25 protein-coding genes are annotated in these 26,798 nt (G+C 69.4%); 13 read left to right on the plus strand and 12 right to left on the minus strand.

Annotation, left to right across the window (positions count from 1 at the left end):
• Window positions 1-43: 43 nt before the first annotated feature.
• Genes V5F48_RS08635 through V5F48_RS08650 form a run of 4 tightly spaced genes read left to right on the plus strand, consistent with a single transcriptional unit; the run spans window position 44 to window position 2,437 of the window.
• Complete coding sequence (locus V5F48_RS08635; protein WP_394258366.1) at window positions 44-775, plus strand: heme ABC transporter permease; 732 nt, start codon at window positions 44-46, stop codon at window positions 773-775.
• Window positions 776-797: 22 nt separating this feature from the next.
• Window positions 798-968, plus strand: coding sequence for a heme exporter protein CcmD (gene ccmD / locus V5F48_RS08640; protein WP_394258367.1), 171 nt, complete (start codon window positions 798-800; stop codon window positions 966-968).
• Window positions 965-1,567: a DsbE family thiol:disulfide interchange protein gene (locus V5F48_RS08645; protein ID WP_394258368.1), complete on the plus strand. Its 603-nt coding sequence runs from the start codon at window positions 965-967 to the stop codon at window positions 1,565-1,567. Before ccmD ends, V5F48_RS08645 begins: the two co-directional genes overlap by 4 nt.
• Window positions 1,568-1,618: 51 nt before the next feature.
• On the plus strand, window positions 1,619-2,437 hold the full coding sequence (locus tag V5F48_RS08650; protein WP_394258369.1) for a HesA/MoeB/ThiF family protein: 819 nt from the start codon (window positions 1,619-1,621) through the stop codon (window positions 2,435-2,437).
• 36 nt (window positions 2,438-2,473) lie between these two features.
• Here the strand turns inward: V5F48_RS08650 and V5F48_RS08655 are convergent, their stop codons facing one another.
• Complete coding sequence (locus tag V5F48_RS08655) at window positions 2,474-3,475, minus strand: 2-hydroxyacid dehydrogenase (RefSeq protein ID WP_149574378.1); 1,002 nt, start codon at window positions 3,473-3,475, stop codon at window positions 2,474-2,476.
• A gap of 177 nt (window positions 3,476-3,652) precedes the next feature.
• Between V5F48_RS08655 and V5F48_RS08660 the strand changes: the two genes are divergently transcribed.
• Entirely contained in the window at window positions 3,653-4,180 is a 528-nt protein-coding gene (locus V5F48_RS08660) for an SH3 domain-containing protein (RefSeq protein ID WP_394258370.1), read from the plus strand.
• A gap of 102 nt (window positions 4,181-4,282) precedes the next feature.
• On the opposite strand, the gene V5F48_RS08665 is transcribed toward V5F48_RS08660, so the two are convergent.
• The gene (locus V5F48_RS08665) at window positions 4,283-4,603 is read right to left on the minus strand and encodes a 2Fe-2S iron-sulfur cluster-binding protein (protein ID WP_394258371.1); all 321 of its coding nucleotides are present in this window, start codon (window positions 4,601-4,603) and stop codon (window positions 4,283-4,285) included.
• 315 nt (window positions 4,604-4,918) lie between these two features.
• Between V5F48_RS08665 and V5F48_RS08670 the strand changes: the two genes are divergently transcribed.
• From V5F48_RS08670 to V5F48_RS08685, 4 genes are all read left to right on the plus strand, one after another.
• Entirely contained in the window at window positions 4,919-9,181 is a 4,263-nt protein-coding gene (locus V5F48_RS08670; RefSeq protein WP_394258372.1) for an apolipoprotein A-IV repeat region-like domain-containing protein, read from the plus strand.
• 253 nt (window positions 9,182-9,434) lie between these two features.
• Window positions 9,435-10,208 (plus strand): hypothetical protein, encoded by a 774-nt coding sequence (locus tag V5F48_RS08675; RefSeq protein ID WP_394109439.1) that lies wholly within the window; start codon window positions 9,435-9,437, stop codon window positions 10,206-10,208.
• A 34-nt stretch (window positions 10,209-10,242) separates the two neighbouring features.
• Window positions 10,243-11,247: a P1 family peptidase gene (locus V5F48_RS08680; RefSeq protein WP_394258373.1), complete on the plus strand. Its 1,005-nt coding sequence runs from the start codon at window positions 10,243-10,245 to the stop codon at window positions 11,245-11,247.
• A gap of 167 nt (window positions 11,248-11,414) precedes the next feature.
• Window positions 11,415-11,948: a hypothetical protein gene (locus tag V5F48_RS08685; RefSeq protein ID WP_394258374.1), complete on the plus strand. Its 534-nt coding sequence runs from the start codon at window positions 11,415-11,417 to the stop codon at window positions 11,946-11,948.
• Between the two features lie 105 nt (window positions 11,949-12,053).
• On the opposite strand, the gene V5F48_RS08690 is transcribed toward V5F48_RS08685, so the two are convergent.
• The gene (locus V5F48_RS08690; protein WP_394258375.1) at window positions 12,054-13,613 is read right to left on the minus strand and encodes an FAD-dependent oxidoreductase; all 1,560 of its coding nucleotides are present in this window, start codon (window positions 13,611-13,613) and stop codon (window positions 12,054-12,056) included.
• A 203-nt stretch (window positions 13,614-13,816) separates the two neighbouring features.
• Between V5F48_RS08690 and V5F48_RS08695 the strand changes: the two genes are divergently transcribed.
• Together V5F48_RS08695 and V5F48_RS08700 are read left to right on the plus strand one after the other, a co-directional pair.
• Window positions 13,817-14,338 carry a SixA phosphatase family protein gene (locus V5F48_RS08695; protein WP_394109435.1) on the plus strand — a complete coding sequence of 174 codons (522 nt, stop codon included), beginning with the start codon at window positions 13,817-13,819 and terminating at the stop codon, window positions 14,336-14,338.
• 113 nt (window positions 14,339-14,451) lie between these two features.
• On the plus strand, window positions 14,452-15,885 hold the full coding sequence (locus V5F48_RS08700; RefSeq protein WP_394258489.1) for a YcjX family GTP-binding protein: 1,434 nt from the start codon (window positions 14,452-14,454) through the stop codon (window positions 15,883-15,885).
• A gap of 66 nt (window positions 15,886-15,951) precedes the next feature.
• Here V5F48_RS08700 and V5F48_RS08705 read toward each other — a convergent pair whose 3' ends face one another.
• From V5F48_RS08705 to V5F48_RS08720, 4 genes are all read right to left on the minus strand, one after another.
• Window positions 15,952-16,593, minus strand: a complete 642-nt coding sequence (locus V5F48_RS08705; protein ID WP_394258376.1) for an ABC-type transport auxiliary lipoprotein family protein — start codon at window positions 16,591-16,593, stop codon at window positions 15,952-15,954.
• A gap of 7 nt (window positions 16,594-16,600) precedes the next feature.
• Complete coding sequence (locus tag V5F48_RS08710) at window positions 16,601-17,524, minus strand: MlaD family protein (protein WP_394258377.1); 924 nt, start codon at window positions 17,522-17,524, stop codon at window positions 16,601-16,603.
• A gap of 62 nt (window positions 17,525-17,586) precedes the next feature.
• A complete protein-coding gene (locus V5F48_RS08715; RefSeq protein WP_394109432.1) occupies window positions 17,587-18,393 on the minus strand; it encodes an ABC transporter ATP-binding protein in 807 nt (268 codons plus the stop codon).
• A gap of 6 nt (window positions 18,394-18,399) precedes the next feature.
• Window positions 18,400-19,527 carry an MlaE family lipid ABC transporter permease subunit gene (locus V5F48_RS08720; protein WP_394109431.1) on the minus strand — a complete coding sequence of 376 codons (1,128 nt, stop codon included), beginning with the start codon at window positions 19,525-19,527 and terminating at the stop codon, window positions 18,400-18,402.
• Window positions 19,528-19,897: 370 nt separating this feature from the next.
• Between V5F48_RS08720 and dgcA the strand changes: the two genes are divergently transcribed.
• A complete protein-coding gene (gene dgcA / locus V5F48_RS08725) occupies window positions 19,898-20,884 on the plus strand; it encodes an N-acetyl-D-Glu racemase DgcA (protein WP_394258378.1) in 987 nt (328 codons plus the stop codon).
• Here dgcA and V5F48_RS08730 read toward each other — a convergent pair.
• From V5F48_RS08730 to V5F48_RS08750, 5 genes are all read right to left on the minus strand, one after another.
• Window positions 20,854-21,990, minus strand: coding sequence for an MFS transporter (locus tag V5F48_RS08730; RefSeq protein WP_394258379.1), 1,137 nt, complete (start codon window positions 21,988-21,990; stop codon window positions 20,854-20,856). The two genes, dgcA and V5F48_RS08730, sit on opposite strands and share 31 nt — an antisense overlap.
• A 74-nt stretch (window positions 21,991-22,064) precedes the next feature.
• Window positions 22,065-23,066, minus strand: coding sequence for a threonine ammonia-lyase (locus V5F48_RS08735; protein ID WP_394258380.1), 1,002 nt, complete (start codon window positions 23,064-23,066; stop codon window positions 22,065-22,067).
• Window positions 23,063-24,130, minus strand: a complete 1,068-nt coding sequence (locus tag V5F48_RS08740; protein WP_394109427.1) for a glycosyltransferase family 4 protein — start codon at window positions 24,128-24,130, stop codon at window positions 23,063-23,065. The genes V5F48_RS08735 and V5F48_RS08740 overlap by 4 nt, the downstream gene beginning before the upstream one ends.
• The gene (locus V5F48_RS08745) at window positions 24,130-24,939 is read right to left on the minus strand and encodes a UDP-2,3-diacylglucosamine diphosphatase (RefSeq protein ID WP_394109426.1); all 810 of its coding nucleotides are present in this window, start codon (window positions 24,937-24,939) and stop codon (window positions 24,130-24,132) included. Before V5F48_RS08745 ends, V5F48_RS08740 begins: the two co-directional genes overlap by 1 nt.
• A gap of 199 nt (window positions 24,940-25,138) precedes the next feature.
• Window positions 25,139-25,735: a LysE family translocator gene (locus tag V5F48_RS08750; protein ID WP_394109425.1), complete on the minus strand. Its 597-nt coding sequence runs from the start codon at window positions 25,733-25,735 to the stop codon at window positions 25,139-25,141.
• 188 nt (window positions 25,736-25,923) lie between these two features.
• Here V5F48_RS08750 and V5F48_RS08755 point away from each other — a divergent pair, with 188 nt between their 5' ends.
• Entirely contained in the window at window positions 25,924-26,772 is an 849-nt protein-coding gene (locus V5F48_RS08755; protein ID WP_394258381.1) for a fumarylacetoacetate hydrolase family protein, read from the plus strand.
• Window positions 26,773-26,798 lie beyond the last annotated feature (26 nt).

The following is a 26,798-nucleotide window of genomic DNA, read 5'->3' on the forward strand; positions in this document are numbered from 1 at the left end:
GAGAGCGCTTCCCTCCGGGGCGCAGGGGCTTTAGAACCGCGCCATGGCGATCCTCGACCTAGCCAACCCGGTCCGCTTCCTGAGCCTCTCCGCCCGCATCCTGCCGTGGATCGCGGGGGCGGCGGTGGTGACGCTCGCCGTCGGTTTCTTCCTCGCCTTCCGCGCCCCGCCCGATTACCAGCAGGGCGAGACGGTGCGCATCATGTACATCCACGTGCCGTTCGCGTGGCTCGGCATGTTCGGCTATTCCCTGATGGCGGCGTCCTCCATCGGTATCCTGGTGTGGCGCCATCCCCTGGCAGACGTGGCCCACAAGGCGGCCGCGCCGGTGGGCGCCACCTTCACCGCCTTGTGCCTCGTCACCGGCGCCCTGTGGGGCCGGCCCATGTGGGGCACCTATTGGGTGTGGGACGCGCGGCTCACCTCCATGCTGGTGCTGCTTCTGCTGTATCTGGGCCTGATGGCCCTGCGCGCCGCCATCGACGAGCCCAACCGCGCCGGGCGCGCGGCGGCGGTGCTCACGCTGGTGGGCTTCATCAACGTGCCCATCGTGAAATTCTCGGTGGACTGGTGGAACACCCTCCACCAGCCGGCTTCGGTGTTCCGCATGGGCGGCTCCACCATCGAATCGAGCCTGTTGTGGCCGCTGCTGGTGTGCGCCATCGGCTTCACGCTGCTGTTCGTGGCGCTGCACATGCTGGGCATGCGCACGGAAATCCTCCGCCGCCGGGTGCAGGCGCTGGAAGCCCGCGCCGCCGCCGAGGCGATGGCCTGAGCCGGCGGATGGACCACCTGTCATGAGCCACTTCACCTTCATTGCCGCCTCCTACGGCGTTGCCACGCTGGGCCTCGGGCTTCTCGCTGCCTGGCTGCTGGTCGATTACAGCCATCAGCGCCGGGCCCTCGCCGAACTGGAGGCGCGCGGCCTCGGCAAGCGATCCCGCCGCGGCACGGGGGATGCCCCATGAGCAACACCAACGAGACGCCCGGCCCGACGCGGCCCCGCCGTCGGCTGTGGCTGGTGGCGCTGCCGCTGGTGCTGTTTCTTGCGCTGGCCGGCCTGTTCTTCTCGCGGCTCGAAACCGGGGGGGACCCCTCGCGCATCCCCTCCGCCCTCGTGGGCAAGGCCGCGCCCACCATCGCGCTGCCGCCGCTGGACGGGCTGAAGGGTCCCGGCGGCGCGCCCTTGCCGGGCATTGACCTGTCGGCGCTCGGCGGCAAGCCGACGCTGGTGAACGTGTGGGCCTCCTGGTGCGGGCCGTGCCGGGACGAGCACCCCGTGCTCATGCAGCTTGCCAAGGACGGCCGCTTCAACCTCGTCGGCATCAACTACAAGGACGCGCCGGAAAATGCCCGCCGCTTCCTCGGCCAATATGGCCTGCCCTATCAGGCGGTGGGCGTGGACCCCAAGGGCCGCGCGGCCATCGACTGGGGGGTCTATGGCGTGCCGGAGACCTTCGTGGTCGCCAAGGACGGGACCATCGTCCACAAGTTCGTCGGGCCGCTGACGGCCGAGGCGGTGAATGCCACCCTGCTGCCGCTGATCGCGCGCCTCTCGGGAAACTGAGCGCCCGCCACTAGGGTGACGCCGGCGGAAACTGGGATTATGGATTCCGCCATGGCCTTTTCCCCCGACGAGATCGAACGCTACGCCCGCCACATCGTGCTCCACGACGTGGGCGGACCCGGCCAGCAGAAGCTGAAGGCGGCGACCGTGCTGGTGGTGGGCGCCGGCGGCCTCGGCGCGCCGGTGCTGCTCTATCTCGCCGCGGCGGGGGTGGGGCGGCTGATCCTCGTGGAGGACGACGTGGTCTCCCTCTCCAACCTCCAGCGGCAGGTGATCCACCGCACGCAGGATGTGGACCGGCCCAAGACCGAGAGCGCCCGCGATGCCATCGCCGCCCTCAACCCCCATGTGGAGCTGGTGACCCACGCGGTGCGGCTCGACGCCGGCAACGCCCTCGACCTGATCGCCGCTGCGGACGTGGTGGTGGACGGATCGGATAATTTCGCCACGCGCTATCTGGTGTCGGATGCCTGCGTGCTGGCCAGGAAGCCGCTGGTGACGGCGGCGCTCGGCGCCTTCGACGCCACGGTCACCACCCTGCGCGCCCATGAAGCGGCGCCGGACGGCACCCCCAACCCCACCTATCGCTGCCTGTTCCCCGAGCCGCCGCCGGCGGGGACGGTGCCGGCCTGCGCCGAGGCGGGCGTGCTGGGGGCGCTGGCTGGGATTGCCGGCTCGCTCGCCGCGCTGGAGGCGATCCGCGCCGTGGTCGGCTTCGGCGAGGGGCTGGTGGGGCGCCTGCTGATGATCGACGCCCGCGCCATGCGCTTCGAGACCCTGAGCTACGCCTGGGACCCGGACAACCCGCTGACCGGCACCGGCGAACGCATCACCGACCTGTCCGGGCATGTGCGGGCCGAGGGGCTGTGAGGTCGTGGCCGGGCCGCAAGGGGCCCGGCCACGACCTCACAGCATGGCGGGCAGGACGCGGTCCGGCGGACGGTGGCCGTCCATGAAGGTCTTGATGTTGACGATGACCTTCTCGCCCATGTCCACGCGGCCTTCCAGGGTCGCGGAGCCCAGATGCGGCAGCAGCACCACCTTGCCCTGCTTGGCGAGGCGGATCAGCTTCGGGTTCACCGCCGGCTCGTGCTCGAACACGTCGAGGCCGGCGCCGGCCAGCTCGCCCGCTTCAAGCTGGCGGGTCAGGGCGTTCTCGTCGATCACCTCGCCGCGGGCGGTGTTGACCACATAGGCCTCGGGCTTGAGCAGCTTGAGCCGCCGCGCCGAAAGCAGATGGTAGGTGGCCGGCGTATGCGGGCAGTTGATGGACACGATGTCCATGCGCGCCAGCATCTGGTCCAGGCTATCCCAATAGGTGGCGTCCAGCATCTCCTCCACCGCGGTGGGGAGGCGGCGGCGGTTGTGGTAGTGGATCTGCAGGCCGAAGGCCTTGGCGCGGCGGGCCACCGCCTGGCCGATGCGGCCCATGCCGATGATGCCGAGGCGCTTGCCCCAGATGCGCCGGCCCAGCATCCATGTGGGCGACCAGCCGAGCCACTCGTCCTTGTCGGAGATCACCGCCTGCGCGCCCTCGGCAAGGCGGCGCGGCACGGCGAGGATCAGCGCCATGGTCATGTCCGCGGTGTCCTCGGTGAGGACGCCCGGCGTGTTGGTGACGGTGATGCCGCGATTGAGCGCGCTCGCCACGTCGATGTGATCGACGCCGTTGGAGAAGGAGGCAATCAGCCGCAGGTTTTCCCCAGCCTGCGACAGGACCGCCGAATCGATGCGGTCGGTCAGCGTCGGAACCAGCACATCGGCGGTCCTGACGGCCTCCACGAGCGCGGCCTGATCCATGGGCACATCGTCGAGGTTCAATTGCGCGTCGAACAACTCGCGCATCCGGGTTTCGACCGAGTCCGGCAGCTTGCGCGTGACGACGACGAGGGGTTTGCGACGCACCATCGTTACTCCCCATTCCCCATTTCTTAACGCTTCTGGTCCCGTCTATCAGACAGACAGGGAAACACAAGGCGCCCTGCACCGCGTGCCCTTGACGCGCCCGGCGCAGCAGCGCACTCCCCCGTTTCGAGTGCAATACGAAAGGACGAGCCCGTCATGCCCACGATGCGACCTCATCTGATGCGAAGCCTCAAGGCCCTTGCATTGGCGCTGGCGGTCACCGGGGGCGCAGGGCTCCAGCCCATTGCCGCGCGGCCCGCTTTGGCGGCCGAGGACGGCTCCTCCGGCCTGCCGGTGCCGCGCTTCGTCTCGCTGAAGGCGGACAAGGTGAATGTGCGCAACGGCCCCAACAAGGACCACGACGTGTCGTGGGTCTTCAACCGCGCCGGCCTGCCGGTGGAGGTCACCGCCGAGTTCGAGACCTGGCGCCGCATCCGCGATGCCGACGGTGCGGAAGGCTGGGTCTACCATTCCATGCTGTCGCTGCGCCGCACCGCCCTCGTGGCGCCCTGGCTCAAGGGCGAAACGGTGCCCATGCGCGATGCCGCCAACCCCGACGCCAAGGTGGTGGCGCGCCTGGAGCCCAGCGTGCTCGGCGTGGTGAAGACCTGCGACGGCAAGTTCTGCCGGCTCATGGGCGACGGCTTCGACGGCTACGTGCAGCAGTCGCAGCTGTTCGGCATCTATCCCAACGAAAAGGTGGAATGATACTGCGGCGGCCCGGCATCGCCGGACCGCGTTTGGCATGAAGCCCGCGCGGCGCTTGAGCGAAACCCTCTCGGCACCGGTCGAAGACCGGGGCCGTTGGGATCAGCCCTGGGTCTCCGGGATGTTCAGAACGATCCCGTCCAGCGCCGCCGTCAGCTTGATCTGGCAGGACAGGCGGGAGCTGGGCCGCACGTCGGTGGCGAAATCCAGCATGCCCTCTTCCATCTCGGAAGGCTCGCCCACCTTGTCCGCCCAGGCCTCGTCCACATAGACATGGCAGGTGGCGCAGGCGCAGGCGCCGCCACATTCGGCAACGATGCCCGGCACGCCGTTGCGCACCGCCGTCTCCATGGCGGTCGCGCCCTCGGGCCCCTCGACCTGATGCGCCGTGCCGTTATATTCGATGAAGGTGATGGCAACCATGAATGAGCCGCTTGCTGATCGCCCGCCGGAACCGGCGTGGCGGAATGAGGACGTCGCGTCGTAATGCGATGCCTATAGCTGCAAGCGCGGGGCCACACCAGCTTTGCCAGGGTCGCGCGGGCGGTCGCCACCGGCGTTAACGATATCTTCATTATTGTGGCAAGGCCGGTTCAATCCGCGGCGCACCATGGCTAGGATAAGGAACGGTAAACCATTTCCGTCCGGCCCTGCCGGATCGAAAGGGTGTGTGTACTGGACACGGCGCCCCGGCGGGGACACCCCGCGCGCGCCGTCGAAGGCAGAGGCGACAGCGACATGAAGCAACCAAAGAAGATCCAGGACCCGACCGAGGCGGCTCTGTCGGCTATCCAGGAAGCTCTGACGCTGGAGCTCGACAATGCCGAAGCGGGTCCCTCGGCCAAGGGGACCGACAGGGGGCCTGACAGGGGACCCGAGCCGGGCTTTCCGCAAGATCGCTCTGGTGGGGACCGCTCCGTCGGGGATCGGCCCGCGGGAGGCGAGCGCCTCCTGCCCTCGGCGCCGCCCCGCGACGGCCGGCCCATCAACCGCAGGCCCCGGCCGCCGGAAGGCGAAGCCCTTCGCCCCGAAGCGCCGCGGCCCGAGGGCCGGCGCGACGGCCCGCAGCGCGCGCGCATCGACGCCGAGCGCCGCGCCGCCAACGACGATCGCCAGACCATCGGCCAATTGCTGGGCCAGCTGCAGAAGCGCTCGGCGGCCACGCCCTATTACTGGGCGGCCGGCGCCGCGGCCCTGTGGGTCATCGCCGGCATCGCCTTCGCGTTCGCCTATCACCGCGGCCTGATGGCCAGTTCCAGCGGCGTGGAATCCCTGATCGATTCCCCGGCCCTGCTCGGCATCTTCGCCGGCATCCTGCTGCCGCCCCTTGCCTTCTTCGGCCTCGCGAGCGTGCTGCGCCGGTCTCTGGAGCTTCAGGGCATCGCCCGCTCCATGACCGAGGTGGCCCTGCGCCTCGCCCAGCCCGAATCCATCGCCACCGAGACGGTGGTCACCGTGGGCCAGGCGGTGCGCCGCGAGGTGGCGGCCATGGGCGACGGCGTCGATCGCGCCATCTCCCGCGCCGGCGAGCTGGAAGCCATGGTGCGCGCGGAGGTGTCCATCCTCGAACGCGCCTATGAGGAGAACGAGGCCCGTATCCGCTCCCTCATCGACGAGCTGCGGAACGAGCGCCACAACATCCAGATCGAAACCGAGCGCCTGCGCGAGGGCATCGTGAGCGCCGAGGCGGTGCTCTCCAACGAGGTGAAGGATGTCGCCTCGCGCATCCACGGCACCATGATGGAGGCCAGCGAGCAGGTCACCGAGATCCTCGGCCAGAAGGGCGAGCACATCACCGCCGCCCTCGCCCGCGTGGGCGACAGCATGATCGACGGCCTCACCGCCAAGGGTGGCGAGCTGATCGACCGCCTCCAGCTCACCGGCTCCGACATCCGCCAGGACCTCTCCGAATCCGGCGACCTCTTGGTGCACACGCTGAAGTCCCGCACCGACGACCTCTCCACCAACCTCCTGTCCACCACCTCGGACGTGGCCCAGCTCATCGACCGGTGGGGCGAGGACATCACCGCCAACATCGATCGCCTGAAGCACGGCATCGGCGAGACCCTGGCCGACAATTCGAGCCGCTTCGCCGAGGACATCGACCTGCAGGTGTCGCAGGTGAACACCGCCCTGCGCGCCACCAGCGAAAGCGCGGTGCAGGATTTCTCCGCCCGCGGCGGCGAGCTGATCAAGAAGTTCGAGGACACCGGCGAGCGCGTGGCCCAGACCCTGTCGGTGCGCGGCACCGATCTGGCCGACCGCATCGAGACCACCGGCAACCGCATCTATGACGCCGTGGCGGTGCGCGGCGAGGACCTCCACCAGCGCCTCGCCGAGACCGGCGAACGCATCACCTCGTCCCTCGACCGGTCCAGCACCCAGGTGGTGGCGGCCTTCGTCGACAAGGGCAACGAGATCAGCTCCTCCCTGAACATTGCCGGCTCGGACATGACCGAGCGGCTGTCCCGCGTCGCCGGCGAGGTGACGCAGGCCATCGGCGCGCGCGGCTCCAAGGTCACCGACGCCTTCCGCGAGACCGCCGACATGCTGGTGGCCACCATCGGGGTCAAGGGCGACGCCATCAAGGAGATGCTGACCGCCCGCCTCAAGGCGATCGAGGAGACCATCACGGTGGGCGGCGCCGACCTCGCCGAGCGCCTGCAGCACGACGGCTCCGCCATTGCCCGCACCATGCAGGAGGGCGTGCGCGCCTTCGACACCACCATGAAGGTGCACGCCCCCGAGCTGGTGGAGCAGATCGCCCACCGCGTGGCCGCGGTGAACGAGAACCTCAAGCACGCCACCTCGACCCTGGACGAGCGCCTGTCGGCCACCACCGACAATGTGGCCACCATCATGGACCAGCGCATCTCGCGCATCGAGCAGACGCTGGACCAGCGCTCCCAGAGCCTCACCGAGACCCTGGCCACCCGCACGGTCACGTTTGCCCGCACCATCTCCGAGGGCACCAAGTCGGCCACCGAATCCCTCGACAAGTCGGTGGAGACGCTGGAGAATTTCTTTGCCTCGCGGTCCAAGGCGCTGGGCGACGTGCTCACCGAGCGCGCCGAGGTGGTGAACCGCAACATCGGCACCCGGGCCGCCGAGATCGCTTCGGTGCTCGACGGCCGCGTGCACCGCATCGAGGAACTGGTGCTCGGTCGCCTGGACGGCGTGGCCACCTCCCTCGAAGTGCGCGGCGGGGCCCTGGCCGACACCCTCGTGGGCCGCATCGAGACCGTCTCCGGCACCCTGCGCGCCGAGGCCTCCGAGGTGGAGCGCTCGCTGTCGAACCTGTCGCAGAACGTCGGCCGCACCCTCACCGAGCATTCGGAGAAGGTGGCCGACGCCCTCGGCACCCGCCTCACCGAGATCGCCCATCTCATCGACGACAAGAACGGCACCTTCCTGTCGGCGCTGGAGCGCACCAGCCAGCGCGCCGTGGCGGAAATCACCGCCACCAACACCTCGCTCAAGAGCGACGTGGGCTCCATCATCGAGCGCCTCGCCGAGGCCAACGCCACCTTCCATGGCGCCATGTCCACGGCGGTGAACAACCTCGACGCCTTCTCCGGCTCGTTCGCCCGCCAGGTGGAGGGCTTCGGCGCCACCGTGGACGGCATCAGCCAGAACGCCGATGCCACCGCCTACCGCTTCCAGGGCCAGGTCGACTCCCTGCGCGACGTGTCCACCGGCGCCCTCGCGCAGATGGCATCGCTGGCGGAGCGGCTGGAGCAGAACCGCAAGCTCATGGACGAGGCCGCCCGCACCCTCGGCACGGCGCAGGACCAGGTGGACTCCACCCTCGCCGCCCGCCGCGGCGACATGGACCAGCTGACCCAGTCCCTGGTGCAGCGCATCGCCGACGTGGACGCCCGCGTCGGCGCCTTCCACGCCATGCTGGACCAGACCTTCACGGCGGCGCAGGAGCGCGCCCGCCAGATCGCCAGCGTGGTCTCGGAGGCCACCTCCGGCTCCACCCAGGCGGTGGAGAACCAGCTCTCGCTGGTGCGCAGCGCCGCCGACCAGGAACGCGAGCGCACCGCCGCCGCCCTGCGCGAGACCTACGCGTCGGCCCTCTCGGATGTGCAGACCCTGTTCGGCGAGACCGGCAACCGCTTCACCGAGGTGGCCGGCGACCTCAAGCGCGTGGCCGAGGACGTGCAGCAGGCCATCACCCTCGCCCGCGAGGAGATGAAGCGCGGCATCCTGGAGCTGCCCGCCGAGACCGAGGCCAGCGCCGCCACCATGCGCCGCGCCGTCGCCGAGCAGATCAAGGCGCTGGCCGAGCTGAACGAGATCGTGGCCCGCCAGGGCCAGGCCCTCGACGTGGTGGAGACCTCCGCCCGCACTGCGACGCAGGATGCCGCCCGCGCCTCTGCCGTCCGGGAGGCGTCCCGCGAGACCTCCCGCAGCCGCTCCGAGAGCGGCCTTCTCCAGAGCGAGCTGCGCCGCTCGGCGCCCGCTGCCGCGCCGCGCCGCGCCGAACCGGTCGAGCGCCCCGCCCCGCGCCCTGCTCCGGTCCGCGAAGCCGTCTCCCGCGAGACTCAGGGCGAGGAGCAGGAGGGCTGGCTCACCGAACTGCTCGCCCGCGCCTCCAGCAGCGTGAACGACGACGACCGGCCCGCCGCCCGCGCCCCCCAGGCGCCGGCCGCCAGCACGGTCTCCCTCGACGGCCTCTCGGCGGACATCGCCCGCATGGTGGACCACCAGGCGGCCGGCGAAATGTGGGATCGCCACAACAAGGGCGAGAGCCATGTGTTCTCGCGCCGCCTCTACACCGCCCAGGGCCAGCAGGCGTTCGACACCCTGAAGCGCCGCTACCGGGCCGACGGGGAGTTCCGCGAGACCGTGGACCGCTACGTGACCGAGTTCGAGCGCCTGATGGACCAGGTCTCCGGTGACGACCGCGGCAGCGCCCTCGCCAAGACCTACCTGACCTCGGACACGGGCAAGGTCTACACCATGCTCGCTCATGCCGCGGGCCGGCTCGACTGAAAATGATGCAGTGCAGCACGCGGGGGCTTCCCTCCGGCGTGCTGCACGGGTATCCATCGGTGCCCGGCCTTCCCTGCGCGGGGACGATCCCTTCGGCAGACATCGTTTCGGTACACCGTTTCAAGACACCGTTTCGCTCGGGTTGTGATGCAACCCCAGCGGCAGACCTGTCTTTTCGCCCTCACAGAGAGCGGGATCAGCCCGGGAAAACCGAGCCCGAGCTGATCGCGCGCCAGCGATCGGAGCCTGTGCCATGAAGACCTATATCTGTGCGGCCTACGCCGGCGGACAGGGCAAGACTACGCTCGCGCAAATGGTGTTTTCCGCGCTCAGGAAGCGCGACCTCGCCTACAAGCTGGTGGCCGCCGACTTCACCGACGGCACCGGCCATTCCAAGATCGGCAAGTTCTTCCCCTCCAAGGTGCTGGAGCTGGGCATCGGCTCGGCGCTGGGGTCCAGCAAGTCCGAGAACGACGCCAACGCCCCGCTGCGCTACTGGGACCGCTTCGGCGGCCTGCTCCTCACCGGCGGTGCGGTGCTGGACCTCGGCGCCAATGTGGTGCCGCAGCTGGTGCAGTGGGCCCACCACCGGCGCGTCACCCACATCATGCAGCAGCGCAACTCGCCGGAAATCGACCTCATCGTCATCACCAAGCCGGAGACGCACTCCATCGAGAACGTCTCCACCCTCATCGAGGACGTGGTGGTGGGCGGCGCCCTGCCGGTGGCCAACATCATCGTGGTGAAGAACGAGGTGGGCGGCACGTTCGAGGGGCAGAACCTCGCCCGCATCGAGAAGGCGGGCGGAGGGCGCAGCCTCAGCTTTGTCAGCATCCCGCGCTGCACCTCCGAACTGTGGCCCCACCTGGAGCGCACCTTCACCCCGGTGGAGGAGGCATTGGCCGCCACCGAGAACGAGCTGGCCGAGAAATTCGGCATCGAGATCTGGTCCGCCTATGCCGGCCTCATGGACCTGAAGACCTGGTCCGACGAGGTCTACGTCCAGCTCGGGCGGGTCGGCATCTGAGCGCCCGCCACCAGCGCCGGCCACAGGCCTGAGGGTGCGCAACCTCATCACCGATGTGCCCGGCCTCCGGGTCGGCAATGCCACCGATCCGCACATCGGCACCGGCGTCACGGTGGTGCTCTGCGAAGAGCCGGCGGTGGCGGCGGTGGATGTGCGCGGTGGTGGACCGGGCACGCGGGAAACCGACCTGCTGGATCCCGCCGCCACGGTGGCGCGGGTGGATGCCATCACCCTCGCAGGCGGCTCGGCCTTCGGGCTCGATGCCGCCTCCGGGGTCATGGCGGGCCTTGCCGCGCGGGGGCGGGGCTTTGCGGTGGGTACGGCGCGGGTGCCCATCGTGCCCGGCGCCATCCTGTTCGACCTGCTGAACGGCGGCGACAAGGGCTGGGAATCCCACCCGCCCTACACCCAGCTCGGCCGCGATGCGCTGGAGGCGGCCGACCTCGACTTCACCCTCGGCTCGGTGGGCGCCGGCACCGGCTGCACCACCGCCACCGTGAAGGGCGGGCTGGGCTCGGCGTCCGCGATGACAGCATCGGGCCATGTGGTCGGTGCAGTGGTGGCGGTGAACGCGGCGGGCAGCCCCCTGTTCGGCGACGGCCCGCAGTTTCGCGCCGCGCCGTACGAGAGGGACGGCGAGTTCGGCGGCCTCGGCCTGCCCCAAACCGTGTCGCAGGCCCTCGCCGACGAAGTGACCCATCCGCACCTGAAGGGCGGCATCTCGCGGTTTTCCACCACCATCGCCGTGGTGGCCACCGATGCCACCCTCACCACGGTCGAGGTGCGCCGGCTGGCCATCATGGCGCAGAACGGGCTGGCCCTGTCGCTGTTTCCGGTGCACACGCCCCTCGACGGCGACGTGGTGTTCGCGCTCTCCACCGAACGGCGTCCGCTGGAGGTGCCCCTGCCCGATCTCGCGCGGCTCGGCGCGCTGGCCTCGGTGGTGCTGGCACGGGCGGTGGCGCGGGCGATCTACAGCGCCACGCGCCTGCCCTTCCCCGATTGCCAGAAGACGTGGCACGATCACTTCGCTTCCTAGAGTTATCGCATTTTCTTCACGCGAACCGGTGTCCACTTCGCTCGAAAATGCTCTGGAGCCTTTCCCCGTTTCATCGAATCGGGAAAATGCTCCAGGCTGTTGAGTTGGCGCGTTTTCTTTCCGCGAACCGGTTTCCACTTCGCTCGAAAACGCTCAAAGGACCAGACATGAGCACCCCTGCCCCCCGCCACATCCCCGCGCACGCACCGGGTTCCGCACCGGGAGCCGAGCCGAAGCCGGTGCGCCTCGGCGGGCCGCTCGCGGTGCTGTTCTGGTGTTGCTGCGGCATCACCGCGCTGCCGCTGGCGGGCCTGTTCACGCTGGTCGCGGAATTCGGCATCGCGGGGACCAGGTCCGCGCTGTTCGTTTCCTTCTCCGGCCCGGGGCTGCAGCAGCAGGTGCTGCGGTTCGGCCTGATGCCGCAGATCCTGCTGTTCGCATGGGCGGCAGCGGTGGTGGTGCTGACGGTGGCGAAGGCGCGCATCGCCCTCAGCCTGTTGCCGTGGATGCTGGTCGCGGTGGTGGCGGCCTCGGCCTACGGCCAGTTCGCCATCCGCAACGCCATCTCGCCCGACGGCGCAGACCTCGGCGCCTTCGCGGCGCTCATGCCGGGGCTGCTGGCCCAGGCGGTGGGAGCGGCCACCTTCTTCGGCTATTTCCGCGAGGGCCGGCGGCCGCAGGCCTATTACATCAAGGGCTAGAGCGTTTTCGAGCGAAGTGGATACCGGTTCGCGTAAAGAAAACGCGTAAACTCAATGACCTAGAGCATTTCCCCGATTCAGTGAAACGGGGAAATGCTCTAGAACTCAGGCCCCGCGCGGGTTCTGAGGCGGGACCTCCTCGTCCTGCTCCGGCCGTGCGCGACGGCGCCGGGCGGGTTCGGCCGCCGCGCGGGCGGCAAGGCCCGAGGCCCAGCCGGACGCCGCATGCAACGCCGCCCGCGCCGCATGTCGCGAGGCGGACGTTGCCGCCGCTACACTCCGCCGGGGACGCGCGGGGGATGCCGGAACGGCGGCCGGGGCCGGCGAAGGCATGGAAGGACGCGCCCCTTCAGCGGCGACATCTGGCTCCGGGATCAGGTCCGGAGCCGAAACCGCGGCATCCGGCGCGGCCGATACGGCGATCTTGTCCATATGCAGCCGTGCCGCCAGCCGCACATGCCAATAGCCGGCGAAGCGCGCCACCCGGCCGGCCCAGCCGGTCAGGGGCGGCGCGGCGAACGGCTGGAGCAGGGCGATGCGGTCGTCCTTCTCGGCGATGGCACCGCAGATGAGGCGGCCGGCGAGGAAGCCGTGGCTCAGCGCATCGCCGGCGGCTGCGAGCGCATACCACACGCCCCGCTCCCCCTCATGCACCAGCGGCATGCCGGCCGGTTCCGGCAACAGGCGGCCGGCGGCGCCATCGGCAAGGCTCGACTCCACCGGATAGAGTTCGGCGGCATGCCGGCGCAGCACCCGGGCCGCGCCCACCCGCGTCATCACCCGCGTGGCGGTGGCGGCGGCAAGGGTCAGGCGGCCGGCGTCGAAATGATAGCGCAGGCCGGTGAGCCCGGCCTCCTCGACCATGCCCGCATAGGGCACCTCCACCCCCGGCAGGCGGAAGCCGCCGTAGACCCACGGCGCGCGCGGCAGCACCGCCACCTTCGGGCCAAGCCGGGCGAAGGCCTCCGGCCCGGTGATCACCACCTGGAAGGCGCGGATGCGCCAGCGCGCCGCCGTCAGATATTTCCTCAGGCCCTTGAGGTCGGCCGCCAGCGACCCGTCCACCGGCAGCGTGCGCACGCCTGCCGCCAGGACCTCGGCCTCCAGCGCCACCTTCAGGGTCGCGGGGGACACCCGCTCCGCCGGAACCACGCCGAGGCCGGCGGTGAAGGTGGAGGTGCCGAGCAAAGCGGCAAGATCCTGCGCGCCCACCAGCACGGTGGTGTCGGGCGCCAGCTCCTGCCTCAGCTCATGTTCGCAGATGAGAGCCTCGGCCGCATGGGGGCGCGCCACCGACAGCCGCCCGCGCGGCCCCACCGCCACGCCGGCCTTGTGGGCGAATGCCAGCGCCCGCTCGCTCGCCTGGGCGGAGAGGATCAGAAGCTCCTGCGCATCGTGGCGCCCCACGCGATCGACCAGCGTCGGCGTGGGCATGGCGAAGCCGGGGCCCAGAATACCGTCGAGAGGCAGCGGCCGCGTGCCGGCGAAGGTCAGCAGGATGACCTCACGCCCCCGCCGCGCCAGATCGATGGCGATGGCAAGTCCCGCCACGTCGTCGCCGACGACGCAGATGTCACAGTCGTAGGTGCGCTTCAGCGCCGCGTCCGACCGCTCGCGGTCGGTAGCATCCTGCGCCGCCGCGCGGGACGGGGCCGTATCGATCATGAAAACTGTCCGCTGAGCACCTTCTCATGCTGATGCCTTCCGCTTGAGAAACCGTTTATTTGCGGCGCTCTCGTGACATTTGGCGCGGGACCCCGGCGCTGGTATCGGGCGGGGCGTGACGCTCAAGCGCGGGCATTCCGGTTGCACTGCACACATTCCCTACGTCATAAGGAGCGGCATTTCGTTGATTGGTTTGGAAGCTCATGCGCCGTCTCATACTGCTGCGCCACGCCAAGTCCGACTGGCCGGACGGTATCGCCGACCCCGAGCGCCCGCTGGCGGTGCGGGGGCGGACGGCCGCACCGCTCATGGGGGCCTATATCGCGCGGGAGCAGCTGGTGGCCGACCGCGTGCTGGTCTCCCCGGCCCGCCGCACCCGCGAGACCTGGGACCTGGTGGCCGCCCAGCTGCCGCCGGTGAAAGTGGTGGCCAGCGAGCCCCGCATCTACGACGCCTCCGCGGCGCGGCTCCTGTCCGTGCTGCGCGAGCAGCCGAAAGAGGTGCACTGCCTGATGCTGGTGGGGCACAATCCCGGCCTCGAAGACCTCACCGCGCTGCTTGTATCGTCGGGGGCGGCTTCCCACCTGTCCCGGATGACAGAGAAATTCCCGACAGGTGCCCTCGCCGTCATGGATCTTCCGGTGGATGAGTGGTGCGACGTGGTGCCAGCGTCCGCGCGGCTCGACCGCTTCGTCACCCCGCGCGAGCTGTCTGGAAACGACTGAGCATGGCGCGCGTCACCGACGCCATGACCGGGGCGCGGACTGCGCTCAAGACCTTGGGGCACCGCGTGGAAGGCCTTGCCCAGCCCGCCCTGAGCCTGAGCGTCACCGACGCCATGGACGAGGCGCGGATCGCCATTCGGACCCTGGCCGACCGGGTGGAGGGCATCGCCCATCCCACCCTGCGCCTCGGCGTCACCGGCCTGTCGCGGGCCGGCAAGACCATCTTCACCACCGCCCTCATCCATGCGCTGACCCGTGGCGGGCGGCTGCCGGTGTTCGAGGCGCTCCAGTCCGGCCGCATCGCCCGCGCCGAGCTGCAGCCCCAGCCCGACGACGCGGTGCCGCGCTTCGCCTATGAGGACCATCTGAAGACGCTGGCCGAGGCGCGCCAATGGCCCTCCTCCACCACGCGGGTCAGCGAGTTGCGCCTGTCCATCCGCTACGCCACGACCCGCGGCAGCCTGCGCACCCTCACCCTCGATCTGGTGGACTATCCCGGCGAGTGGCTGCTCGATCTGCCGCTGCTCGACATGAGCTACGCCGACTTCGCGCGCCAGAGCCTCGCCTTGGCCCGCGCGCCGGCCCGCTCGGACGTGGCCGCGCCCTGGCTGGCGGCGGTGGCGGCCGCCCGGGTGGATGGACCGCAGGATGAGACCCGCGCGCGGGAAGTCGCGGCGCTGTTCACCCAATACCTCTCCGCCTGCCGCAGCGAAAAGCTGGCCATGAGCCTCTTGCCGCCAGGCCGTTTCCTCATGCCCGGCGACCTTGAGGGCTCGCCGGCCCTCACCTTCGCGCCCCTCGACGTGGACGCCAAGGTGCCGAAGGCCGGTAGCCTCGGCGCCATGATGGAGCGGCGGTTCGAGGCCTACAAGAATGCCGTGGTGCGGCCGTTCTTCCGCACCCATTTCGCCCGGCTCGACCGGCAGATCGTGCTGGTGGACACCCTCGCCGCGCTCAATGCCGGACCGGCGGCGCTGGCGGATCTGGAACGGGCTCTGGACGGTATCCTCGCCGCCTTCCGCACCGGGCGGAACAGCTTGGTCAGCACCCTGTTCCGCCCGCGCATCGAAAAGGTGCTGTTCGCTGCCACCAAGGCCGACCACCTGCACCGCTCCAGCCATGACCGGCTGGAAGCGATCCTGGCCCGCCTCGTGGAACGCGCCCGTGCCCGGGCGCAGGACCACGGCGCGGCGCTGGACGTGGTGGCGCTTGCCGCCATCCGCGCCACCCAGGAAGCACGGGTGCGGCGTGACGGGCATGAACTCGACGCCATTGTCGGCACGCCGGAGGCGGGGCAGGAGGTGGGCGGCCACCGCTTCGACGGCACGGAGGAGATGGCGGTTTTCCCCGGCGACCTGCCGGACGATCCCGACGCGCTGTTCGATCCCTCGGGGGCCGGATTTCGCGGGCTCGCCACGGGGATCGAGGGCGACGCGGACTTCCGCTTCCTGCGTTTCCGCCCGCCGGCGGGAATCGGCGACGGCCCCATCCCGCACATCCGCCTCGACCGGGCGCTGCACTTCCTCTTGGGCGATCGGCTGGCGTAAGGCTTTAAGCCCCGCGCCTGCTCGACGACGACGCGAGGCCGCCTCAGAGCATCGCGAGGGGCGCGCTCAGAACTTCGCCGAAGCCCAGCGCACCATCTGCACCAGCACCTGTTCCTGCGCGGAATCGAGGGCGGCGGTTGCGACCGGGCCTGCGGTGGAGGCGGCCGGTACCGCCGCCTTGAACACCTGCGCCGCGAGGATGCGCCCGCTCTGGGTGCCGATGAGCTTGGCCGACAGTTCCACCACCGCCACCGGCCCCTGGTCGGTGATGCGCAGGGCGAAGGTGCGAATGTCGATGACCAGCTGGTAGTCCGCATTCACCCCGTCGCCGGGGCGGGCGACGCGGCGCAGCTTGCTCGCGTTCTCGAAGGCCTGGATGGTGCGCGCCTGAAGCAGCGCCGGCAGCGTATCGCTCCACTGGGCGTCGGAGAGATAGGCCACCTGGCCGGGGCCCGGCTCCACCATCACCTTGTCGGTGTTGAGCACGGCAAGCGCCGTGGGCGCCACCACCACCATCTGCCCGTTGCCGCTGCCACCTGCCGTGAAGCCGCTGGGAGCGGAGAGGTTGTAGGTGGGGGTCGGCGTCGAGCCGCATCCCGCCAGCGCAAGGGCGAGGGCCGTGCCGACCAGAAGGGCGGACAGCCGCGGCACAGCATGGGCAAGCGTTGCGAGGCGGCGAGCGAGAAGGCTCCTGCGAACGAAAGTCATGATCGGCTCATCGCCCGTATTTCGGAATGGAATTGCCGCCGCCGAAGATGAATTGCTGCGGGTTGCGCTCGATGTTCCGCAGCACGCGGTCGATCTCGTTGAGGGTGCGGCGGCCATCGGTGGCCAGCGCCTCATACTGTTTCAGGCCCGGCCCGGTGAAGCGGCTGACCTGCTCGGTGAGGAGCGCCGTGCGCTGATCCAGGTTGTCGGCGAGCCGGCGCACCGAGGTGGCGGCGTCGGTGGCCTGCACCAGAAGGCCGTCCTTGTCCTCGGTGGCCTTCTGCAGGTTCACCACCACCTTGTCGACCTTCTCGGCAACGCTGTTGAGTTGCTTGACCAGCGCGTTCGACTGCTCGATCAGGCTCGCCACATCCTCGGATTTCGACGCCACGGCCTTCGAGAAGGTGTCGATGCTGGCGATAATATTCTTGATGTCCTGCGGATTGATGGCGTCCAGCACCACCTCGATCTTCCTGGCCACGCCCTGGGCCGAATTGATGAGGCCGGCCATGCCGGCGCCGCCATCCGAGGTGATGCGCGGAATGCCATGAGGTCCGAGCGGCAGCGGCGGAGCATCCGGCTTCCCGCCGCGGATCGAAATGACGCCGATGCCCGTCAGTCCCTGGGATTCAATGCCGGCCCGCGCATCCGACAGCACCGGCACATCATTGTTGATGGCAACCCGCGCGAGCACCTGCCCCGGCTGGCCCGCCACGAGGCCGAGGCCGGTCACCTGGCCCACGGGGATGCCGTTGAAGAGGACATTGTTGCCCTGGCGCAGGCCCGCCACCGAGCCGTCGAAGACGATCTCGTAAGGCTTGCGCGCGTTGGAATCCTGCGGTCCGGCGAACCAGTACACGAAGCCGAACGCCGCGACGAGGACCGCGAGCGTGAAGGCTCCGATAATGGTGTAGTTGGCCCGTGTTTCCATACCTGATCCCGGCTCCGTTCCGACCTCGCCCCCGCCGTCCGGTCCGCCCCCTTAAGTGTGTCTCATCGGCGCGCAGCCTGAACCGCCCGCGCCCGCGTGCCATGGAAATAGGCCCGCAACCAAGGGTGCTGCTCTGCCATCATGTCCTCGATGGTGCCCTGGGCGATCACCTTGCCATCCGCCAGCGCGGCGATGCGATCGCACACGGTATGCAGACTGTCGAGATCGTGGGTTACCATGAAAACCGTGAGCCCCAAAGTCTGTTGCAGCGTCCGGATAAGCTCGTCGAATTCGCCGGCGCCGATGGGATCGAGGCCGGAAGTGGGCTCATCCAGAAACAGGATTTCCGGATCGAGGGCCAGCGAGCGGGCGAGCGCCGCCCGCTTGATCATGCCGCCGGACAGTTCCGACGGCAGCTTCTCGGCCACGTCGCACTTGAGCCCCACCATCTCGATCTTGGTGTAGGCGATCTCGTCCAGAAGGCGCTGGGACAGGTGCAGGTTCTCCCGCAGCGGAAACTGGATGTTCTGCTTCACCGTGAGCGAGGAAAACAGCGCGCCCTGCTGGAACAGCACGCCCCAGCGCCGCTCCAGCGCCGAGCGCTCGCGCTCGGAGAGGTCGTCCAGGTTCTGGCCGAACACCTCCACGGTCCCGGACTGCTTGGGCACCAGGCCGAGGATGGTGCGCGTCAGCACCGATTTGCCCCCGCCCGAGGTGCCGACGAAACCCAGGATCTCGCCGCGGTACACGTCGAGATCGAGATGGTTGAGAATCACCCGGTCACCGAAGCCCACCACGATGTCGTGGACGCTGATGATGGCTTCCCGGTGGTTGGTCGCCTCGGCGACGGGGGAGGTGCGCGCGTCCATGCCGCCTCACATGTCGATCGCGGCGAAGAACATGGCGAAGACGCCGTCCATCACGATGACGAGGAAGATGGCCTTCACCACCGATGCCGTGGTGTGGGCGCCGAGCGACTCGGCGCTGCCCCCCACCCGCAGGCCTTCGAGGCACGCGACGATGCCGATGGTGGCGGCCATGAAGGGCGCCTTGATCATGCCCACGCTGAACTGGTCCATGTCGATGGCGTCCTTGAGGCGGCTCAGGAACACGTCGGGCGTGATCCCGCCATAGCCCCACGAGACCAGCCCGGCCCCCAGCAGGGACGACATGGAGCCGATGAAGGTGAGCAGCGGCAAGGCGATGATGAGCGCCAGCAGGCGCGGCACCACCAGCACCTCCACCGGGTCGAAGCCCATGACGCGCAGAGCGTCGACCTCCTCGCGCATGCGCATGGAGCCGAGCTCGGCGGTGTAGGCGCTGCCGGAGCGGCCGGCGATCATGATGGCGACGATGAGCACGCCCAGCTCGCGCAGCACCAGCACGCCCACCATGTCCACCACATAGATGTCGGCACCGAAGCGGCGGAAATTGAAGATGCCCTGCTGGGCCAGGATGCAGCCGATGAGGAAGGTGATCAGGATAATGATCGGCACCGCCCGAAAGCCGACCCGGTCCAGCTGGTTCACCATGGCGGTGAAGCGGAAACTACGCGGGCGCAGCAGCACCCGCCCCATGGCGGCCACCGACGCCCCGACGAAATTCAGCAGCGCGGCGGCATCGGCAGCCACATTCACCGTCTCGTGGCCGAACCGCTCCAGGATCGCCTCGTGCCGGCGGGCCGGCGGAGGCTGCTCCTGCCCCATGCGGCCCATTTCCTCGATGAGCACCGTGTAGCGCGGGGCCAGCCCCTTCACCTGAGGCTCGATGCCGGTGCCCTTCCACGACCGCTTCAGACGCTCGAACAGCAGCGCGCCGAAGGTGTCCATGCGCTCGACCGCCGACAGGTCGATCTCGACGCCCTTGGGCTGGGCATAGGCGTGGGCGGTGTCGTCCACCGCCTGTTCCAGCTCGTCGGCATATTCGGATGTCCATGCGCCGCGCCCGGCCACAATGAGCCGGTCGTCCTGGCTATGCACGGAAATCAGGGAGGCGTGGGGCAACGCTTGGTCTCCATGGGGGCGCCGCGAAACGGCACGGCGCCGGCCTGTCCTTTTCGCCGGAGGCACCGGGCGAAACGGCCCGGCATGACCGGTCCGATGCCCTCACCCCCAACGCCTGTCGCCCCGCATATGGGTGATGCGTGTCCGCAGGAACGCGCAATCACCCACTCAGTTTCATTCAGCTTCGCCTGCTGCGATGCGACACGCAGCCGGCACTGCGCCCGTGGAGGCACGTCCCAGCGACCACACGAACGATAAATTAAGCCATACAGACAACAGGCCTTCGCGTCGAGATCACCAGGGACACACCCCGGCAGCATCCGCTCAAGCCCCCGCAGCGGACCGCGGAATCGGATATTAAGCTTAACCCATGGCCCAACTCGCCCTCAGCATCGCGCGTTTCCCCATCGCCGGCACCTTCACCATCGCCCGCGGCTCCAAGACCGAGGCGGTGGTGGTGGAGGCGCGCCTCACCCACAACGGCGCCACCGGGCGGGGCGAATGCGTGCCCTATGCGCGCTACGGCGAGAGCGTGGACGGCGTCGCCGCCGCCATCGCCGCCCTCGGCCCCGACATCGCGGCGGGCCTCGACCGCGAAGCACTGCAATACCGTCTGCCGCCGGGCGCCGCCCGCAACGCGCTCGATTGCGCCTTCTGGGACCTTGAAGCCAAGCTTTCGGGCATGCGGGTGGCAGAGCACGCCGGACTGGGCGCGCTGCACCCCTTGACCACCGCCTTTACCCTGAGCCTCGATACGCCCGAGGCCATGGCGCAGGCCGCCGCCGCTGCAACGGCCACCGGGCACCCGCTGCTCAAACTCAAGCTCGGCGCCCCGGGCGACCGTGCCCGACTGAGGACCATCCGCGCGGCGGCGCCCCAGGCGCGCCTCATCGTAGATGCCAACGAAGGCTGGAACCCGGCCGATCTGCCGGTGCTGCTGGATGCCTGCGCCGCCGCCGGCGTCGAACTGGTGGAACAGCCCCTGCCCGCTTCGGACGACCGCATGCTGGCGCGGATGGAACGCGCGGTGCCGGTGTGCGCCGACGAGAGCGTCCACGACCGCGCCGGCCTCGCCGCCCTGCGCGAGCGCTACGACGCCGTGAACATCAAGCTGGACAAGGCCGGCGGCTTCACCGAGGCGCTGGCGCTGGCCGAGGCCGCGGAGGGGCTCGGCTTCCGGGTGATGGTGGGCTGCATGCTGGCCTCCTCCCTCGCCATGGCCCCTGCCCTGCTGGTGGCGCAGCGAGCGCAGGTGGTGGACCTCGACGGGCCGCTGCTGCTGGCCCGCGACCGCACGCCGGGGCTGAGATACGAGGGCGCCCTGGTCTATCCGCCGGAGCCGGAGCTGTGGGGCTGAAGCCGCGCCGCCACCAGCGCGGCCAGCGCTCCGGCCAGCCCGATGGCGCTGGAGACGAGGAAGGCCAGCGGCCCGAAGGCGGCCCAGAGCGGGCCTGACGCCACATTCGCCGCCGACATCAGGATGCTGCCGATCCAGGCGGCGGCGGTCTGGCCGGTGCCGGAGCGGTGCTCGCTGACGCTGCGGCTCACCAGTTCCACCATGGCCAGGAAGGTGGCGGCGAAGGTGAAGGCGTGCAGCATCTGCAGCGGCACAAGCACCGCCAGCGGCGGGTCGCTCGCCATGGCCGCGAAGCGCACCACCGCCGCGATCCCGCCCACGGCGATGAGCACATGGGGCCCGAAGCGGACCACGAGGCGCGTGCCGAAGCGGAACAGCGCCATTTCCGCCGCCACCCCCACCGCCCACAGCACACCGATGGTGGCGAGCGAATAGCCCTGCGCCACCCAGCTCACGGACGCAAAGGCATAGAGCGTGGCATGGCTCGCCTGCACCAGCGCCGCTGCCACGATGCCGGCGAGAACGCCCAGTCGCGCCCGCCGCCCGGTGACCGGCGCAGGCCGGGGCTCCGGACGCGGCAGCTCGGGCAGGGCGAGAGCGGCGAGCACATAGGCAAGTTGCCCCGCCAGCATCATCAGCACCACCGAGCCGGCGCCCAGCATGCCGAGCAGCGCCCCGCCCACGAGATTGGCGACGAGGAAGGAGGCGGAGCCCCATTGGCGGGCCTTGCCATAGTCCGCGCGCCCCGCCCGCGCCTGGCGGGAGGCGTAGGAATCCAGCAAGGACAGGCTCGGCATCCAGGCCAGCGCCGTGAAGGCAAGGGTGACGAGAATGGCGAGGAAGTCCACGCTGAGGCCCAGCATCGCCATGCCGCAGAGGGCCGCCAGCGCCAGGGCCACCAGCATGGCCCTGGGGCGGCCAAACCGGTCGGAAAGCACGCCGAGCAGCGGCGTCGAGACAAGGCGCGCCAGCATGGGCACGGCCAGGGCCACGCCGATGGCTTCGGGTCCAAGGCCCCGGTCCTGCAGCCACAAGGGCAGGTAGGGCACCTGAATGCCCATGGCGAGGAAGAAGGCGGCATAAGCGCTGCTAAGCCGCAGCCCCACGGCCGGTGGACCCGCAGCCTGAGGCCGACCCGGCCGGCCCTCACCCTCCCCCACCTGCCGCGCCACCACCGGGCTCAGGCGGTGAGGCAGCGGATGAAGGTCTCGGGCTCCACGTTGCCGCCGGAGAGCACGATGGCCACCGTGCCGCCGGAGACGCCGAGCCGGCCCTCCAGCAGGCAGGCCAGCGCCACCGCGCCGCCGGGCTCCACCACCAGCTTCAGCTCCAGGAAGGCGAAGGCCACCGCCCGCGCCACCTCCGCATCGGTGACGGATGCCCCCTCGCCCACCAGCGGACGGGTGATTTCGAAGGTCAGCGCACCGGGGGTCGGCGCCAGCAGGGCGTCGCAGAACGAGCCGGACGGCTCGGCATTGCGCTCGCGCACGCCGGAGCGGAACGAGCGGGCATGGTCGTCGAAGCCGGCGGGCTCGCAGGCCACCACCCTTGCGCCGGGCGCCCGCGCCTTCACCGCCAGGGCGATGCCGGCCACGAGGCCGCCGCCGGAGACGTTGGCCGCCACAAGATCGGGCGCAAGGCCCAGCGCGGCGAGATCCTGCACGATTTCAAGGCCCACTGTGCCCTGCCCGGCGATGATGTGCGGATCGTCATAGGGCGGCACCAGTGTCGCGCCGCGCGCCTGCGCGATGGCGCGGGCGATGGCGTCGCGGTCCTCGGTGCGGCGGTCGTAGCCCACCACCTCGGCGCCCAGCGCCCGGGTGCGGTCGCGCTTCAGGGCCGGCGCGTCGTGGGGCATGACGATGACCGCCGGCATGCCCAGCAGCTTGGCCGAAGCGGCAACCCCCTGCGCGTGATTGCCCGACGAGCAGGCGACCACGCCGGCCGGCCGGTCCGCCTCGGGGATCTGCACCATGCGGTTGTAGGCGCCGCGGAACTTGAAGGAGCCGGTGCGCTGGAGCGTCTCCGGCTTCAGGAACACGCGCGCGCCGGTGCGCTCGCTGAGGATCGGGGAAAAGACGAGGGGCGTGCGCACGGCGACGCCGGCGATCCGGCGGGCGGCGGCCTCCACGTCATCGGCGGAGGGAATCGGGGTGGGACCGGGGATGGATTGGGCGCTCATGCCCCGGACGCTATCCGACGCCGGCGGCGAAGGCGATAGCGGCGCGCGATGGGGCCGATGTCGTGGGCGATGAGCACGTTGTCGATGAACTGGCGGGCGCTCTCGCGCCACGTATAGCGCAGCGCGAAGCGCCGCGCCGCCGCCGGCGACAGTTCCAGCGCCTTCAGGCAGGCGGTGCGCAGGTCGTTGTCGAGGATGCCCACCGGTTCGGTGGCATCCGCCAGCACGTCGGTGGGGCCGGTGACGGGATAGGCGGCCACCGGCAGGCCGCTCGCCAGCGCTTCCAGCAGCACGATGCCGAAGGTGTCGGTGCGCGAGGGGAAGCAGAACACGTCGCTGGCGGCATAGACCTGCGCCAGGTCCTCGCCCTCCTTCGGCCCGAGGAAATGAGCCGCCGGGAACCGCTCCTTCAGGCTGTTCAGCGCCGGGCCGCCGCCCACCACCACCTTGGAGCCGGGCAGGTCCAGTTCCAGGAACGCCTCGATGTTCTTCTCCACCGCCACCCGGCCGACGAAGAGATAGACCGGGCGAGGCAGGTTCAGGGTCGCCTCGGGGCGGGGGCGGAACAGCTCCGCATCCACGCCGCGCGACCAGCGCATCAGCCGCTTGAAGCCGCGGGCCTCAAGGTCGCGCTCCAGCGTCGCGGTGGAGACCATGACGCCGCCGCCCGCATTATGGAACGAGCGCAGCCAAGCATAGGTCAGCCGCTCCGGCACCGGGGCGCGGGCGGAGAGATATTCGGGGAATTTGGTGTGATAGGAGGTGGTGAAGGTCCGCCGCGAGGCGATGCAGGCCCGCCGCACCAGGATACCGATGGGACCTTCGGTGGCGATATGCACGAAATCCGGCTGCATGGCCTCGATCCGCCGCATGATCATGCGCGGCGTGGCCAGCGCCAGGCGGATCTCGTTGTAGCTGGGCATGGGAATGGACCGGAACCCCTGCGGGCTCAGGAATTCGAGTTCTGCACCGAGCGCGGCCGCTTCATGTGCGGTGTACTCCAGGGAGCGCACCACACCGTTGATCTGTGGATGCCACGCATCGGTGGCGACAAGAACCCGCATCAAGCCGCCGCGCGCGCCCCCTCAACCATGTCCTGCTGCTCCGCCGGGGCCTTCTGGAGGTTCCGCGTCCAGGAGATGATCTCCAGGTGGCCGTCGTCATATTCGGCGATGGCGGTGCAACTTTCCACCCAGTCGCCGCAATTCACATAGCTGACGCCGAACTGATCGTGAATGACCGCGTGGTGGATATGGCCGCAGATAACGCCGTCCACCCCGTGGCGCTTGGCCTCATCGGCCACCGCCTCCTCGAACTTGCCGATGTAGTTGACGGCGTTCTTCACCTTGAGCTTGGCCCACTGGCTCAGGGACCAGTAGGTGAGGCCGAGCCGGCGACGCACCTTGTTCACATAGGTGTTGGTGGTCAGCGCGGCGGAATAGGCCCAGTCGCCGAGGAAGGCGAGCCACTTGGCGTGGCGCACCACCACGTCGAACACGTCGCCGTGGATGACCAGGTAGCGCTTGCCGTCCGCCGCCTCGTGGACGGCGGTTTCCACCACCTCGATGCCGCCGAAATGGGTGCCGTAATAGTCGCGCAGGAATTCATCGTGGTTGCCGGGCAGATAGACCACGCGCGTGCCCTTGCGGCCCTTGCGCAGCAGCTTCTGCACCACGTCGTTGTGCTTCTGCGGCCAGTACCAGGAGGATTTCAGCCGCCAGCCGTCCACGATATCGCCCACCAGATAGATGGTGTCGGCGTCGTGATACTTCAGGAAGTCGATGAGGAGGTCCGCCTGGCACCCCTTGGTACCCAGATGGACATCGGAAATGAAAAGGGCGCGAAAGCGGCGCGCTTGGGGACTGTCGCTCACGCAATCATCTCCCGCCTTGACCTGCCGCTAGGGAATTTCCCTTGGCGGGCAGGCGACTTGCGACGGCCTTTCGACGTCGAAGTCTCTACAGCTGACCTTGCGCCGTCAAAGCGCAGTCCGGACTTAGCCGGAGTCTCATTTCCCTTTTATGACGCCACCGCGAAAAACGGAAGCGCTAACGCTCATCGTTGCGCCATGGTCAGAAAAACAGCAGTAATACGCTGGCAGCTACCGAGGCGGCTAAAAGTCCATTGACGCGGCGGCGCAGCTTTTCATCGGAAAGCAGCTGCGACAACGCGACGCCGAACACGGCCCAAAGCGCAACGGACGGCAGTGCGGTCGCCGAGAATACCAGCGCCACGGCCAGAACCTGCGGCAGGACATCTCGCGCGGGATCGACGAAAGTCGGAATGACGCTGAGCGCCACCGTCCACGCCTTCGGATTGACCCACTGGAAGGCCGCGGACCCGAGGAAGGAGGGCGCCGACTCAGTCTCACCTTCCCCCGCGTCCGGCGCATCGGCGTGAAGCAGGCTCCAGGCGAGATACAGCAGGTAGGCGGCTCCGGCGAGCTTCAGCCCCAGATGCAAGCCCGGCACCGCCACGAACAGGCCGCCGAGCCCCATGCCGATGGCGATGACCAGCAGCGGAAACCCCGCCGCCACCCCCAGCATCTGCGGCACGGTCCGCCGGAAGCCGAAGCGCGATCCCGACGCCGCGGCAATCAGATTGTTTGGACCGGGCGTCACGCTGGCCGCAAACGAGAACAAGAGGAGGGGCAGGATCTGGTCGGTCATCGCAAGGTTCGGGGCATGGCATGCATTTTCTTGGAGCCCCACCATTGACCAATGCCCGCGTCCGCGCCAGCGTGCGCGCCCGGTGAGCGACCGCGCGCCGCACGCTCCGGAGTTCCACCGATCCGATTGAGTCGATCTGATTGGAACCGGCTCTGGACATTCAATGATATCATGAGGGAGTTCGACCGATGAAGCTGGTCCGCTTCGGGGACAAAGGGCAGGAAAAGCCGGGTCTAATCGATTCAACCGGCAAGGTGCGCGACCTGTCCCAGGTCATCCCCGACCTCGCCGGCGCGGCGCTCTCGCCCGCCAGCCTGAAGACGATCGCGGCGGTCGATCCGGCCTCCCTGCCGCTGGCCCCCGAGGGCGTGCGCCTGGGCTCCTGCGTGGCGCGGCCGGGCAATTTCGTCGCGGTGGGACTCAATTTCGCGGACCACGCGGCCGAGACCAACAATCCCATCCCGGAAGAGCCGGTGCTGTTCAACAAGGCGCCGAACTGCGTGGTCGGCCCCGACGACGACGTGATGATCCCCAAGGGCTCGCTGAAGCTTGACTGGGAGGTGGAGCTCGCCTTCGTCATCGGCACCCGCGCGCGCTATGTGGAAGAGAAGGACGCCCTCGCCCACGTCGCCGGCTATTTCATCTGCAACGACGTGTCCGAGCGCCATTTCCAGATCGAGCGCTCCGGCCAGTGGACCAAGGGCAAGGGCTGCGAGACCTTCGGCCCACTCGGCCCGTGGCTCGTGACCACCGACGAGCTGACCGACACCTCGGACCTTGCCATGTGGCTGGAGGTGAACGGCGAGAAGGTGCAGAACGGCTCCACTAGGACCATGATCTTCCGGGTCCCGTTCCTGGTGCACTACATCAGCCAGTTCATGGTTCTGGAGCCCGGCGACGTGATCACCACCGGCACCCCGCCCGGCGTCGGCCTCGGCTTCAAGCCGCCGCGCTTCCTGAAGGCGGGCGACGTGATGCGCGTGGGCATCACCGGCCTCGGCGAACAGCAGCAGACCGTGGTGCCGTTCAAGCTGTGAGGGATTGAGGCTGATGGCAGAGCGCC

The sequence above is a fragment of the Xanthobacter autotrophicus ATCC 700552 genome (assembly GCF_043194565.1).
Classification (GTDB): domain Bacteria; phylum Pseudomonadota; class Alphaproteobacteria; order Rhizobiales; family Xanthobacteraceae; genus Xanthobacter; species Xanthobacter autotrophicus_F.

What these genes read in the sequence shown, in the direction of transcription:
- V5F48_RS08740 (WP_394109427.1), bottom strand. Translation starts at nt 24,130, where the DNA reads ATGCGGGTTCTTGTCGCCACCGATGCGTGGCATCCACAGATCAACGGT.
- V5F48_RS08735 (WP_394258380.1), bottom strand. Translation starts at nt 23,066, where the DNA reads ATGAGCGCCCAATCCATCCCCGGTCCCACCCCGATTCCCTCCGCCGAT.
- V5F48_RS08700 (WP_394258489.1), top strand. Translation starts at nt 14,452, where the DNA reads ATGGACGAGGCGCGGATCGCCATTCGGACCCTGGCCGACCGGGTGGAG.
- V5F48_RS08755 (WP_394258381.1), top strand. Translation starts at nt 25,924, where the DNA reads ATGAAGCTGGTCCGCTTCGGGGACAAAGGGCAGGAAAAGCCGGGTCTA.
- dgcA (WP_394258378.1), top strand. Translation starts at nt 19,898, where the DNA reads ATGGCCCAACTCGCCCTCAGCATCGCGCGTTTCCCCATCGCCGGCACC.
- V5F48_RS08670 (WP_394258372.1), top strand. Translation starts at nt 4,919, where the DNA reads ATGAAGCAACCAAAGAAGATCCAGGACCCGACCGAGGCGGCTCTGTCG.
- V5F48_RS08635 (WP_394258366.1), top strand. Translation starts at nt 44, where the DNA reads ATGGCGATCCTCGACCTAGCCAACCCGGTCCGCTTCCTGAGCCTCTCC.
- V5F48_RS08685 (WP_394258374.1), top strand. Translation starts at nt 11,415, where the DNA reads ATGAGCACCCCTGCCCCCCGCCACATCCCCGCGCACGCACCGGGTTCC.
- V5F48_RS08645 (WP_394258368.1), top strand. Translation starts at nt 965, where the DNA reads ATGAGCAACACCAACGAGACGCCCGGCCCGACGCGGCCCCGCCGTCGG.
- V5F48_RS08750 (WP_394109425.1), bottom strand. Translation starts at nt 25,735, where the DNA reads ATGACCGACCAGATCCTGCCCCTCCTCTTGTTCTCGTTTGCGGCCAGC.
- V5F48_RS08650 (WP_394258369.1), top strand. Translation starts at nt 1,619, where the DNA reads ATGGCCTTTTCCCCCGACGAGATCGAACGCTACGCCCGCCACATCGTG.
- V5F48_RS08690 (WP_394258375.1), bottom strand. Translation starts at nt 13,613, where the DNA reads ATGATCGATACGGCCCCGTCCCGCGCGGCGGCGCAGGATGCTACCGAC.
- V5F48_RS08695 (WP_394109435.1), top strand. Translation starts at nt 13,817, where the DNA reads ATGCGCCGTCTCATACTGCTGCGCCACGCCAAGTCCGACTGGCCGGAC.
- V5F48_RS08665 (WP_394258371.1), bottom strand. Translation starts at nt 4,603, where the DNA reads ATGGTTGCCATCACCTTCATCGAATATAACGGCACGGCGCATCAGGTC.
- V5F48_RS08675 (WP_394109439.1), top strand. Translation starts at nt 9,435, where the DNA reads ATGAAGACCTATATCTGTGCGGCCTACGCCGGCGGACAGGGCAAGACT.
- V5F48_RS08705 (WP_394258376.1), bottom strand. Translation starts at nt 16,593, where the DNA reads ATGACTTTCGTTCGCAGGAGCCTTCTCGCTCGCCGCCTCGCAACGCTT.
- V5F48_RS08655 (WP_149574378.1), bottom strand. Translation starts at nt 3,475, where the DNA reads ATGGTGCGTCGCAAACCCCTCGTCGTCGTCACGCGCAAGCTGCCGGAC.
- V5F48_RS08660 (WP_394258370.1), top strand. Translation starts at nt 3,653, where the DNA reads ATGCGAAGCCTCAAGGCCCTTGCATTGGCGCTGGCGGTCACCGGGGGC.
- ccmD (WP_394258367.1), top strand. Translation starts at nt 798, where the DNA reads ATGAGCCACTTCACCTTCATTGCCGCCTCCTACGGCGTTGCCACGCTG.
- V5F48_RS08710 (WP_394258377.1), bottom strand. Translation starts at nt 17,524, where the DNA reads ATGGAAACACGGGCCAACTACACCATTATCGGAGCCTTCACGCTCGCG.
- V5F48_RS08715 (WP_394109432.1), bottom strand. Translation starts at nt 18,393, where the DNA reads ATGGACGCGCGCACCTCCCCCGTCGCCGAGGCGACCAACCACCGGGAA.